Source organism: Variovorax sp. NFACC27, assembly GCF_048301545.1.
In the GTDB taxonomy this organism is placed as follows: domain Bacteria; phylum Pseudomonadota; class Gammaproteobacteria; order Burkholderiales; family Burkholderiaceae_C; genus Variovorax; species Variovorax gossypii.
This window is the reverse complement of the sequence record NZ_CP157613.1, coordinates 2,301,350-2,313,461: the sequence shown is the minus strand read 5'-3', so window position 1 is coordinate 2,313,461 and position 12,112 is coordinate 2,301,350. Positions and strand designations below refer to the sequence as shown.

Below are 12,112 nucleotides of genomic sequence, written 5' to 3'. Positions count from 1 at the left end.
CGGCTTTGCCGGGCCGCTGGTATCGCCCCCTGCAAGGGGGTTGGCAAAGCGACACGAAGTGCGCGGAGCCTGGGGGTCAGCCTGTCAATCCGGGGCGTTCATCACGCGGTCGAACTCCTCGTCGGCCGGCACGTTGTCGGCGTCGAGCTCGCTCGCGTCGGTGAGGTCGATGCCCGTTTCCTCGGACAGGTCGTCGGAGATCTCGTCATCGGGCTCTTCGAAGTCATCGGCGGGCAGGTTGTCCTCGTCTTCGTCGGCGGAAGAGGCGGAACGCGCAGTGGCGTCGACGGTGCTCATGATCAGCTCCTCGGCTTGTTTCTGACAGGTCCCCTATGGTGCGCCTGTTTCGGGCGTTGCGGGTCATCCGGCGCGCGGCGTCGGTGTCGGAACGTTTCCGGCGAAGGCCGCCGACCGGCCTTCGATCCCCTTCAGCCCTCCCGGCCCGCCCTCAATCCTTGTGCACGTGGCCGTGTTCCCCATGGCCCGGGTCGTCGTGGCCGTGGTCGTGCCCGTGCTCGCCGTGCGCGAGGCGGCTCACCAGCGTGACCAGCACGATGCCCGCGGCCAGCCAGAGGATCTGCGCGGCCGTCTGGCGCGCGGGCAGACGCTTCTGCAGCTGCGGAATCAGGTCGGCCAGCGCCACGTAGACGAAGCTGCTGCCGGCCAGCACCAGGAAGTACGGCAGCAGGCCGTGCAGCTGGTCGACCAGCCACCAGCCCGCGATGCCGCCCAACGCGGTCATGGTGCCGGCGAGCGACACCTTCACCAGCGCGGCGCGCTGGTTGGCCGAGCTCTGGCGCAGCACGACCAGATCGCCGATGTGGTGCGGGATCTCGTGCGCCAGCACCGCGAGGGCGGCCACCAGGCCCAGGCGCAGGTCGGCGGTGAAGGCCGAGGCGATCAGGATGCCGTCGCCGAAGCAGTGCACGCTGTCGCCGGTGAGCACGGCCCAGCCGCCAGTGCGGGGGCCGTGGTCGTGCGAATGGGGGTGATCGTGGCCGTGGTCATGTCCGTGGTGGTCGTGGCCCTCGTGCCCGTCCTTCCCGTCGCCATGGTGATGCTCATGCCCGTGGTGCCACAGCTCGGCCTTGTCGAGCAGGAAGAAGAACACCAGCCCGAACAGCAGCACCCCGAAGAGCAGCGCGGGCTCGATGCGGCTTTCGAAGGCCTCGGGCAGCAGATGCATGAAGGCCGTGGCGAGCAGCGCGCCGGCCGCCAGGCTCAGCAGGTGCTGCGGGTTCACGCCGCCGGAGCCGCTTCGCACGCCCACCTTCAGCAAGAGGGCCGCGAGCCAGACGCTCCCGATACCGGCAACCAGGGTCGCCACGATGATGACTATCAAATTCATAGCTGCTTGCGCAAGAAAGACGGCCCCCGAGACTATTTCAGGGCCGCATACCGTTCATAAAAAGAGAAAGGCCGTCACGTGGACGGCCTTCGGCGGGGATTGGCTGACGGGCGCCGTTCAGGCGACGCCGTTGGCTTTGAACCAGGCCGTGGCGCGCTGCCAGCCGTCTTCCGCCGCGCTCTTTACATAGCTGGGGCGGTAGTCGGCATGGAACGCGTGGCCCGCTTCGGGATACACGACGAAGCTCGACGCCTTGGCCGCCGGGGTTCCGGTTGCCAGAGCTGCTTTCATCTTATCAACCGTGTCAAGGGGGATGCCCTGGTCTTTTCCGCCGTAGAGACCGAGCACCGGCGCCTGCAGGCTGGCAGCGATGTCGACGGGGTGCTTCGGCTGGAGTTCGCTGGCCTGGCCGACCAGCCGGCCGTACCACGCCACGCCCGCCTTGACCTTGCCGGTGGCGGCATAGAGCCAGACGATGCGCCCGCCCCAGCAGAAGCCGGTGATGCCGGCCTTGCTGGTGTCGCCGCCGTTGGCCTTGGCATAGGCCAGCGCGCCGTCAAGGTCGGCCAGGACCTGCGCATCGGGCACCTTGGTGACGATGTCGGCCTGCAGCTTCGGGATGTCGGTGTAGCCGCGCGGATCGCCCTGGCGGGCGTAGAGCTCGGGCGCGATGGCCAGGTAGCCGAGCTTGGCGAAGCGGCGGCAGGTGTCGGCGATGTATTCGTGCACGCCGAAGATCTCCTGGATCACCAGGATCACCGGCAGGCCGGTCTTGCCCTCGGGCGCTGCGGCGTAGGCGGGCACATCGAAGCCGTTGACGGTGTACTTGACCGGGCCGGCCTTCAGGCCGTCGGCCGGGGTGCTGACGGCGGTCTGCGCCATTACCGGCATGACGGCGGCCGCGTAGCCCACGCCGATCGCGGCCTTGAGGGCGGTGCGGCGCGTGGCGCCCTGCTCTGTGCTTTCGCCGGGGCGAAGCGAGTCGAAGTCGGAACGGCTGTCGTCGAGAGGCATGGAATGGGCTCCGGTTGGATCGTCGGACAAGGGACGTTGCGCCATGAAAAAACGCACGCCGCAATGTAGGCGAAATCGGTCGGGGCCTCCATGCCCCCTGGTCTCAGTGGGGTTGCGGCACCCCGTAGGCGCGCCGGGCCAGCGCCGCGGCCAGCACCTGCGCGGGATCGACCAGATCGAGCCCCGCCACCGCGGCCGAGCCCTGCAGGCCCAGGGGCACCTCGGTGCAGCCCATGACGATGGAGACCGGGCCGTGGCGCCCGGCCAGCCGCAGCGCCACGTCGGAGAAGCATTGCTCGGCGAGCTGCATGTTGCCGGCCTTCACGCCCTCGAAGATGCCGCGCGTGATGATCTGGCGCTCCTCGGGCAGCGGCACGTGGCATTCCAGGCCCTCATCGGCCAGCGCCTGCTCGTAGAGGCGGATGCGGTAGGTGCCTTCGGTGGCCATCAGCGCCACGCCCGTCGCGCCCTGGGCGGCGAGGTGGCGTGCCGTCTCGCGCGCCATGTGCAGCAGCTCGACCTGGGGAAAGCGCTCCTGCAGGTTGGCGTGCCATGCGTGCGCAGTGTTGCAGGCGATGGCCACCGTGCGGCTGCCGAGGGCGGCCAGCCGGCCCAGCGCCTGCAGCATCGGCTCCAGCGGCTGGTGCGCGCCCTGCCCGGCCGAAGCCAGCGCCTCGGTGCGGTCGGGCACCGGCACCTGCGCGAGCCAGTGCTCGGGAAAGGACTGGTCGCGCACCGGCTCGCCCCGCGCACGCATCTGCTGCGTGCAGGCCTGCACGAAGAGCCGCACGAAGTCGGCGCCCGCCGCGGGGCCCATGCCTCCAAGAATGCCGACAACCTGCGTCACTGCAACTTCCTTTTCTTTCTCTCTCGCCGCGCCGTTGTCAGGTCGCAGGTTTGTCGCTGAGAGCCTTGAGGTTCTCTTTCAGCTGCGGGCTCATCGGCAGGTTCAGCGGCACGTTCTTCGGCGGAATCGGCTGCATGAACCACTTGTTGTAGAGCTTCTCGAACTCGCCGCTCTTCATCATGCCGGCGAAGGTGTCGTCCACCAGCTTCTTGAAGGCCGGGTCGTCCTTGGGCAGCATGCAGGCGTAGGGCTCGACCTGCAGCGAATCGCCCACCACCTCGAAGTCGCCCGGCGTCTTGGCATTGGCGATCAGACCGTACAGCAGGATGTCGTCCATGGCGAAGGCCGCGGCGCGGTCGCTCTCGACCAGCAGGAAGGAGTCGGCGTGGTCCTTGCCGAGCACGATGTCCATGCCGAGGCTCTTCTCGGTGTTGTACTTTCGCATGACCAGCGCGTTGGTGGTGCCGGTGGTGCTGGCCACGGTCTTCTTCGCGAGGTCGGCGTAGTTCTTGATCTTCGAAGACTTCTTCACCAGCAGGCGCGTGCCCGTGTAGAAGTGGTTGATGGCGAAGGCCACGTCCTTGCCGCGCGCGGTGTTGTTGGTGGTGGAGCCGCACTCCAGGTCGACGGTGCCGTTGGTGATGAGCGGAATGCGGTTCTGCGAGGTCACGGGCATGAGCGCCACCTGCAGGTTGGGCTTGTTCAGCTTCTTCTTCACCGCCTCGACCACGGCGTTGGAAAGATCGACCGCCATCCCGATCGGCTTGTTGGGGCCGTCGAGGTAGCTGAAGGGCACCGACGACTCGCGATAGGAGAGCGTGATCTTGCCGGACTCGGCGATCTTGGCCAGCGTGTCGGCGGCCTGCGCGCCCGTGGCGGTGAAGAGCACCGTGGCGGCCAGGGAAGACATCAGGACGGAGAGTTTCATTCGAGCCTTCATTCGGTTGAACTGAACAGGCGGCCAGTTTAGGAAGTAGCGAAGCAAAACGACAATTCCAATTGAAACCTGGCCCATGCCCAAAGGTTATGGGCGGGGGTTCTTTTGGCATTTCCGCCCCGAGCCGCGCGCGCCTACAGTCAAAGCCTCGGTTCTCAATCAATCTCCTTGCGGAAAGTCGCCCCCATGCATGTGTGTGTGCTCGGCGCCGGCATCGTGGGCCTGGCGACCGCCTGGCAGCTCGAACGCCGGGGTCATCAGGTCACCGTGATCGACCGCGCCGCGCCCGGCTCGGGCGCGAGCGGCGGCAACGGCGCGCAGCTCAGCTATTCGTACGTTCAACCGCTGGCCGATCCGTCGATCTGGAAGCAGCTGCCCAAGCTGCTGCTGTCACCCAGCTCGCCGCTCAAGCTGCGGCCGCAGCTCGATCCGCTGCAATGGCGCTGGGGCATGGAATTCCTCGCGGCCTGCAACGCGCAGACCTCGCGCGACACCACGGCGAAGCTGCTGGAGCTGGCCGCTTCGAGCCGCGTCGAATTCGAGGCGATGCGCGCGGAGCTCTCTCCCGAATGCGATTTCTCGGCCACCGGCAAGCTGGTGCTGTATGCCAGCCAGGCATCGCTCGAAGGCGCACGCGCGCAGCTCGAACTGCAGCGCACCATGGGCAGCGAGCAGCGGCTGGTGACGCCCGAGGAGTGCGTCGCCATCGAACCCGCGCTCACCGGCTACCGCAGCCATATGGCCGGCGCCGTTCATACGCCCAGCGAATGCGCGGCCGACTGCCTCAAGGTGTGCATCGAGCTGACGAAGGCATTGAGCGCACGCGGCGTGCGCTTCATGTCGGGCGTCGACGCGCACGGCTTCGTGCGCAACGGAAACCGCGTCGCCGCGGCACGCACCGGCGATGGCGACGTGGAGGCCGACGCCTTCGTGATGGCGCTGGGCTCCGCATCGCACAGGCTGGGCCGTGCGCTCGGCGCCTACCTGCCGGTGTATCCGCTCAAGGGCTACAGCATCACGGTGGAAGTCGATCCCGCGCCCGGCGCCGCGCCGCGCGTGAACGTGACGGACAGCGCGCGCAAGGTGGTGTTCGCACGCATCGGCTCGCGCCTGCGCGTGGCGGGCATGGCCGAGCTGGTGGGCCACGACGCGAGCATTCCGGCCACGCGCATCGAGACGCTGGCGGCCGCCACGCGCGCCCTCTTCCCGCATGCGAGCCGGCTAGAGGAACTCCATCCGTGGACCGGCATGCGCCCTGCCACGCCCAAGGGGCTGCCGATCATCGGACGGCTCGGCAGCGCCCCGTCGAACATGCTGTTCAACACCGGCCACGGCGCGCTGGGCTTCACGCTGGCCTTCGGCTCGGCGCTGCGGATCGCGCAGGCTCTGGACCCTTCGGCTTCGGCAGCCTGAGCTTGCGGCCGAGGCGCCGCCAGCCGATCACCACGCCGGTCAGGCTCAGCACCGCGCCGCCCAGGCTCAATGCGACCAGCAGCACGTCCCACAGGGGACGACGCTCCAGCAGCGGCAGCCAGTCCCAGCTGTGGAGCATGGCGAACAGCCAGCGGCTCGCGCGGCGATGGCTGTCGATGCGGCCCAGCACGGTGCCCGTCAGCGGATCGACGTGCACCCAGCTCGCGGGCGCATCGGTGAACACGACGCGCCAGACGGGCAGCGGCTTGTCGGTTCCGCCGGTCATGGTGTGCGCCTCGCGTGCGTAGTAGTGAATGTCGTAGGCGTGCAGCACGTCGATGCGCGCGACGGCATCTGGCAACAGGCGTGCGACCGCGCCCTTCAGTGCCTCGGCGTCGAGCGCGTAGGGCTGCGCGGTGAGCGCAGCGCGCACCGCGGGCCGACCCGTGGCGGTATTGGCCAGCACCAGCGTCTGCCCGGCGCGCCGCACCCAGCTCAGCTCGCGCACGCCGCCGCCCGTCGAGGCCAGCAAGGCAGATGGCGGAGCGTCCTCCGCGCGCACCGTCAGCGCCCCGCCGTTCATCGCATCGACGCGCAGCGCGGCTGCCTTGCCGTCGAACACGCGCCAGGGGTTCATCGACATCAGCCCGCTGAAGATCCATGTCAGCGTGACGATCGCGAACAGCAATCCGCTGACGTGATGCCAGCGCATCATGAAGCCCTGGTACGGCGAGTGCGAGCCGCTGCGGTAGACGCGCCTGAAGCGCCAGCGCATCACGCCCACGACCGTTCCCGTCAGCGCGACGGCGATGCCGACGATGGAGAGCCAGTTGACGATGTCGGCCCAGTACGGGTCGAGCGCAGTTCCACGCAAGGGGTACAGCCAGTGGATCCATGCCCCCGCGTAGTTCCAGAGGCGCTCTGTTCTCGGCGCGTCACGCACCACCTCGCCGGTTTTTCCCGACACGTACAGCCGCGTGGCCTGCGCGTCACCGAGCTCGACCACATGCAGCGGGCGATGAGCATCGAGCCCGCGCGAATGCGTGAAGGCGTCTTCGTCGACGGTGCCGCGATAGTCCGCTGCCACGCCGGCACCCGCATAGGCCAGCGCGCTCGCAATCGCCCGCTGGCGATCGACCTCGCGCAGCACGCTGCCCGTCCGCGCATCGATCACGACGGTGCCGCTGCCCGGCGGGAGCCTGCGCCCGCCGGCTGCTGCCTCCCGTGCCGGCACCGCGAGATACACCGCCTGCCCGCTACTCGCCGCCGCCAGCCGCAACGACTGCAGCGGCCCCTGGATGCCCGCCGCCTGAAGCGCCTGCCCAGGCCCCAGGAGCGGCTGCGACGCGTCGAGCGGCGGCAGGTGCTGCAGCCGCTCGGCTTCCGTGAGCTTGGGATAGCCCACGTACATCATCACGACGCCCGAGACGAACCACATCGCGAAGAAGGCGCAGGCGACAACGCCCAGCCAGCGATGGACAAGAAACAACCAGCGCTTGAGATGCATGACGCCTCCCCTTCCGCTAGAAGCTCACGCGCAGCGCGACATCCGCCGTGCGCGGCGCGCCGAGGTAGGCAAAGGTGGTGCCGACGTTGGCCGCGTAGACCTTGTTCGTCACGTTGCGGATGCGGCCTACCACGGTGACGGAGCGGCTCAGCTTCCAGCTCAGCCCCAGGTCGAGCAGCGTGTAGGCGGGCCAGCTCGTCGTGTTGGCCGCGTCGGCATAGACCTTGCCGACATGACGCAGCCCCGCGCTGACCTGCAGCTGCGGCGTGATGGCATACGACGCCCAGAGGTTGGCCACCACGGCCGGCGTGTTGGTCGGCGTGCGGCCCGCGAGCGAAACGCCGCCCTGCGTGAAGCGCTCGTAGCGTGCGTCGACGTAGGTGACGTTGCCCTGCAGCGACCACTGCGGCGCGGGCTGCAACCCCAGCGCCAGCTCCACGCCCTTGGACGACTGCTCGCCGACGAGCACCGTGAGCGCGCTGTTGTTCGGGTCCTGCGACGCGATGTTGCTGCGGCGGATGCTGTAGGCCGCGAGCGTGGCCGTGCCCTTGCCCTGCCAGAAATCGAGCTTGCCGCCGACCTCCGCCTGCCGGCCCGTGGTGAGCTCGCTGTTGTTGCGCACGTCGGCGAAGGAGGCCGTGGAAAGCACGCCCGAGGGCGGATCGGCCGCGGTGGCGTATTGCGCATAGAGGCTGGCGCCGGGGGCGACGTCCCACACGAGGCCGATGCGCCCGGTGGTCGGCTTGTAGCCGCGATGGAAGGTCGCCGGATTCGCGGCATCCACCGTGCGCCGGTTGACCAGGTCGAGGTCGATGCGCTCGTGGCGCAGCGCCGTCACCAGGTGCAGCGAGGGCTGCAGCGCGGTGCGGTTCTCGAGGTAGAGCGCCGTCGTGGTGACCTTGTTGCCGCGGTCGGGGCGAAAGCCCGGAACCATGCCCGGCACCTCGAAGAAGCGCTCGGTGGCGAAGACGTAGGGGTTCACCGTGCTCACCACCCCGGGCAGGCTGTTGGGAAAGCGCGTCTGCCGGTTCACGCTGAAGTCCAGCCCGAAGGCCCAGTCGCTGCGCAGGCCGCCGAGCTGCCCCTTGTAGACGCCCTCGACGCGGTTGCCGACAAGGTCCTGGTCGTGCCGCTGCAGCAGCGCGCCGGAGCGGATCACCGCAGTATTGGCCGCGTTGTAGCGGTAGCTCTCGACGTTGCGGTAGTCGCGCAGCGCGTCGTAGGCATAGAAGGTGTTCCTGAACTGCAGCGCGTCGCTGGCCTGCCACTCGGTCACCGAGCGCAGCCACTGCACGCGCTGGGCGTAGATGCCGTCGGCGCTGTTGTAGTTCTTGAAGCGGATGCCACGGTCGATGCGCATCGTGCCGGTCACGGGGTTGAGGACCGGCGTTCCCCAGTAGGGCCGGTCGACGTGCTCGTCCTGGTACTCGTAGGCCAGCGTGTGCTTCAGGCCGCCGCCGAAGTCGGACACCAGCGAGGCCGCCATCTGCGTGGCCTTGCCGTGCGTGCCGTCGGTCCAGCCGTCGGCCTCGCGCCGGTTCACGTCGATGCGCGCGTAGTGGCTGCCGGCGCCGCCGTCTCCGGCAATGCGCCGGTTGAGCCCGAACGAGGCCTCCCTGAGGTTCTGCGTGCCCAGCCGCAGCTGCGCCTCGGTGAAGTCGCCGCGCTCGGCGATCCTGGTGATGTAGTTGATCGAGCCGCCCAGCGCGCCAGAACCGAAGAGAAAGCTCGACGGGCCGCCGATGGCCTCGACGCGGTCGTAGATCCAGCTGTCCACCGGACGGGCCGCGATCGAGTACTGCACGTTGATGCCGTTGAACAGCTGGGCAATGGAGTTGCTGCCGAAGCCGCGGTAGCTCACGCCGATGTTGCCCGGCGCGTCGTGCGCGGTCACGCCCGGAATCGCGCGCAGGATTTCCTGCGTGTTCTGCGCGCCGCGCGCATCGATGACGGCGCGGTTCACCACCGTCACCGAGGCGGGCGTCTCGCGCGGCGAGAGGCCGAGGCGGCTCGCGGTGTCCGAAGGCGTGTCGAGGTCGAGCCTGCCGTTGGGCGCGATGGCGTCCTCGGCGACCTCGACCTGCGGCAGGGAATGCACGGCGGGCGCGACCGGCGTGGCGGATTGCTGGGCCCAGGCCGACGCGCCGGCCGTGCCGAACAGGGCCAGCAGCCCGAGCGTGGAAGTGGATGGAACAAGAACGGGCAAGGCACCGCGCAAGACGGCGCCGCCCCTGAGCAGGGAACGACGTGACATGGAATCTCTCTTTGCGGCGGCGCGCCCGGACGGCGACGCCGGCCGCGCAACGACCGGAAGCTCACCGCGCCGCGGGTCCTGGCCGGACGGCGGCGGGTGAAGGAAGAAGCTACGGTGTCAGGAGAGCGTCGGAGGCCCGCGCGCAGGAAGCGGCGAAGCCGTGGCCGCCGCGATGCGGGCGGCCGGAATGGACTGCAGCGCGCGACCCAGCGGCAGTGGCGTCGGCAGCGCGATTTGCGCTGTCACGGGAAGCGGCACGGAGATCAGGCACAGCGGGCAGTCCATGGCAGTGGCGCCCAGTTCGACCGGACCATCCTCGCCCTGGACGATGGCCTTGACGGCGCCGGCGCTGGAGCACACCAGTTCGATGGCCTGCGGATGCACGATCGGCGAAGCCGTCGCGATCAGCAGCGACGCCATGAACCACGCGAGCACCAGGCGGTACAGCGAGTGGGAGCGTCGAAGGGCGTGCATGGCGCCGGATTATGGCCCGGCACGCTTTCGCCCCACGGTTCCTAGACGGTCTGCTCGATCGCCTCGCGCATGCAGCGCGTGATGCCGCGCACCGCCACAGAGTCGGGCCGTGCAGCGAAACGCAGCGCGCGGATCGGCACCGGGATCTGCGGCTCCAGCATCAGCACGTCGACCTTCTCGCGGTCGGCCGATCGCGCCGTGCAGCCGTCGACCAGCGCCACGCCGATGCCGTGGTGCGCCATGGCCAGCGCCGCGTGGTAGGTCTGCACCGTGACCACCGCCTGCTGGAAGCCCACGCCCGCCTGCCGGCAGGCCTGGCTCAGGCTGGTGCCCACGGGGTCGCGGCTGTCCAGGCCGATCACCGGCCGGTCGACAAGGTCGTGCAGCGCAGCCGAACCGTTGCGCACCAGCGCGCGCGGCAGCATGCCCTTGGGCGCGATGCACACCATGCGGCTGTCGGCCAGCGTCTCCTGCGTGAGCGAGGGATGCACCGCGGGGCTGAAGGCGAAGCCCACGTCGGCCTCCTGCAGCAGCAGCGCCGACATGATCTGCGGCGAATGCAGCGACTCCACGGTGATCGCGTAGCCCGGATGCCTTTCGCGGAAGGCCTTGAGCGCGCGCGGCAGGATGTCGTAGCTCAGCGCCAGCACGCTGAGGATGCGCAGCTCGCCCGTGTCGCCCGCCGTGCGCAGGTTGGCGGCGAGCCGCTGCACCTCGTCGAGCTGCGCAAAGAGCCGCTCGATGTGCGGATACAGCGTGAGCGCCTCGGTGGTCGGCGTGAGCCGGCCCTTGGCGCGCTGGAACAGCGGAAAGCCCAGCTGCAGCTCGGCATGCTGCAGCGTGCGGCTGACCGCCGGCTGCGTGATGTTGATGAGCCGCGCCGCCGCGCTCACGCTGCCCGTGAGCATGATCGCGTTGAAGACCTCGATGTGGCGCAGGCGCATCGCGAGCGGCGGCTGGTGTGTCAGTTGCCGGAGGAAGCCTTGCCGCGAGCCAGGTCCATGACCATGCGCGTGCCGAGGTACAGGCGCGGCTCGATCGAATTGACCAGCACGTATTCGGCATCGGCCGAGTGCGCGCCGAAGCCCTGCAGGCCGAAGCGCTCGACGACCGGCGCCTTGGTCTTGAGCGCGGCGAAGGCCGCGTCGGTGCCGCCGCCGGCGGCCTTGTCGTCGGCGCCCAGCGGCAGGCCGAGCTCGTCCTTGTAGATCCGCTGCGCATGGCGGGCCATGGCGATCGAGGCCTCGGAAGACTCCAGCGGCGGACGGCGGCGTTCGAACTTCAGCTCGACCTTGGCCTCGGGAATGAGCTGCTTCTTCACGCGCTCGTTCACCTGCTGTTCGATGCGGTCGTAGTCGCTGACCTTCAGCACGCGCACGTCGGCCGCCGCGGTGGCGCTGGCCGGGATCACGTTGCGATTGGTGCCCGACTTCGAGATGGTCCAGTTCATCTTCAGGCCCGTGGCCGGGTCGGACAGGTCGCGCATCTGCAGGACCTGGTGCGACAGCTCGTACAGCGCGTTCACGCCCAACTCGGGCGCCGAGCCCGCGTGCGAGGCCTTGCCCGTGACGTTCAGCGTGACCGAGGCGATGCCCGCGGTGGCGAGCGAGAGCTTGTCGTCCTTCACCGAGGCGCCTTCGAAGGACAGCACCGCGTCGTGCTCGCTGCCCATGCGGGTGATGAGCGCGCGCGCGCCGGGCGAGCTGATTTCCTCGTCGCCGTTGATGAGCACGGTGAGCGTGCCGTACTCCTTGAACTTCATCGCCTGCAGCATCGACACGATGTGCGTGATGACGGCCACGCCCTGCTTGTCGTCGGCGATGCCCAGGCCGTAGGCCTTGTCGCCGTCGATGCGGAAGGGCTGCTTGTTGAGCATGCCCACGGTGTAGACCGTGTCCATGTGCGCGATCAGCAGGATCTTCTTCTTGCCCGTGCCCTTGAAGGTGGCGCGCACCACGCGGCCGATCTTCTCGGGCGTGTCTTCCATGCGGTAGGCCTCCGCGCTCGGGTCGATCAGCTCGACCTCGCCGCCCAGCGCCTTGAACCTGGCGGCGATCAGGTCGGAGATCTTCTCGAGGCCGTCGAGGTCGCGGCTGCCGGACTCGATGGAGACCAGCTCCTTCAGCGTCTCGAGCAGCGCGGGCTTTTCCTTGGCGGCGAGCGCGGCGATGCTGGCGTCGGGCGCCGCGAAGGCGGTGCCCAGGAAGGCCGCGCAGGCGGCGGCGATCAGGAGTTTGCGGTGCGGGAATTGAATCATTTCTGCTTGCTTCTTCTCGGTTGGTTGTCTCGTCTCGTTCTCTGCTTCTTCAATGAAGTGA

The 12,112-nt window shown here is 68.8% G+C and carries 11 protein-coding genes; 1 reads left to right on the top strand and 10 read right to left on the bottom strand.

Going from position 1 to position 12,112, the window contains the following annotated elements; genetic code table 11:
* Positions 1-84: 84 nt before the first annotated feature.
* The 5 genes from ABL840_RS10970 to ABL840_RS10950 all read right to left on the bottom strand — a co-directional run bounded on the left by ABL840_RS10970 (position 85) and on the right by ABL840_RS10950 (position 4,137).
* Positions 85-297: a hypothetical protein gene (locus ABL840_RS10970; protein WP_093198843.1), complete on the bottom strand. Its 213-nt coding sequence runs from the start codon at positions 295-297 to the stop codon at positions 85-87.
* Positions 298-448: 151 nt separating this feature from the next.
* Positions 449-1,348 (bottom strand): ZIP family metal transporter, encoded by a 900-nt coding sequence (locus ABL840_RS10965; protein WP_093307086.1) that lies wholly within the window; start codon positions 1,346-1,348, stop codon positions 449-451.
* A gap of 117 nt (positions 1,349-1,465) precedes the next feature.
* Complete coding sequence (locus ABL840_RS10960) at positions 1,466-2,362, bottom strand: dienelactone hydrolase family protein (RefSeq protein WP_093198838.1); 897 nt, start codon at positions 2,360-2,362, stop codon at positions 1,466-1,468.
* 103 nt (positions 2,363-2,465) lie between these two features.
* A complete protein-coding gene (locus tag ABL840_RS10955; protein WP_256228307.1) occupies positions 2,466-3,209 on the bottom strand; it encodes an aspartate/glutamate racemase family protein in 744 nt (247 codons plus the stop codon).
* A gap of 37 nt (positions 3,210-3,246) precedes the next feature.
* Positions 3,247-4,137 carry a transporter substrate-binding domain-containing protein gene (locus ABL840_RS10950; RefSeq protein ID WP_093198835.1) on the bottom strand — a complete coding sequence of 297 codons (891 nt, stop codon included), beginning with the start codon at positions 4,135-4,137 and terminating at the stop codon, positions 3,247-3,249.
* Between the two features lie 177 nt (positions 4,138-4,314).
* On the opposite strand from ABL840_RS10950, the gene ABL840_RS10945 reads away from it, so the two are divergent.
* Positions 4,315-5,559 (top strand): D-amino acid dehydrogenase, encoded by a 1,245-nt coding sequence (locus tag ABL840_RS10945; protein WP_418116244.1) that lies wholly within the window; start codon positions 4,315-4,317, stop codon positions 5,557-5,559.
* Here ABL840_RS10945 and ABL840_RS10940 read toward each other — a convergent pair.
* The 5 genes from ABL840_RS10940 to ABL840_RS10920 all read right to left on the bottom strand — a co-directional run bounded on the left by ABL840_RS10940 (position 5,492) and on the right by ABL840_RS10920 (position 12,051).
* Positions 5,492-7,066 carry a PepSY domain-containing protein gene (locus ABL840_RS10940; protein ID WP_093307084.1) on the bottom strand — a complete coding sequence of 525 codons (1,575 nt, stop codon included), beginning with the start codon at positions 7,064-7,066 and terminating at the stop codon, positions 5,492-5,494. The two genes, ABL840_RS10945 and ABL840_RS10940, sit on opposite strands and share 68 nt — an antisense overlap.
* 16 nt (positions 7,067-7,082) lie before the next feature.
* On the bottom strand, positions 7,083-9,320 hold the full coding sequence (locus tag ABL840_RS10935) for a TonB-dependent receptor (RefSeq protein ID WP_093307083.1): 2,238 nt from the start codon (positions 9,318-9,320) through the stop codon (positions 7,083-7,085).
* A gap of 117 nt (positions 9,321-9,437) precedes the next feature.
* Complete coding sequence (locus ABL840_RS10930; RefSeq protein WP_093307082.1) at positions 9,438-9,794, bottom strand: hypothetical protein; 357 nt, start codon at positions 9,792-9,794, stop codon at positions 9,438-9,440.
* Positions 9,795-9,835: 41 nt separating this feature from the next.
* A complete protein-coding gene (locus ABL840_RS10925) occupies positions 9,836-10,738 on the bottom strand; it encodes a LysR family transcriptional regulator (RefSeq protein WP_093198818.1) in 903 nt (300 codons plus the stop codon).
* Positions 10,739-10,758: 20 nt separating this feature from the next.
* A complete protein-coding gene (locus tag ABL840_RS10920) occupies positions 10,759-12,051 on the bottom strand; it encodes a M20/M25/M40 family metallo-hydrolase (RefSeq protein ID WP_418116243.1) in 1,293 nt (430 codons plus the stop codon).
* Positions 12,052-12,112 lie beyond the last annotated feature (61 nt).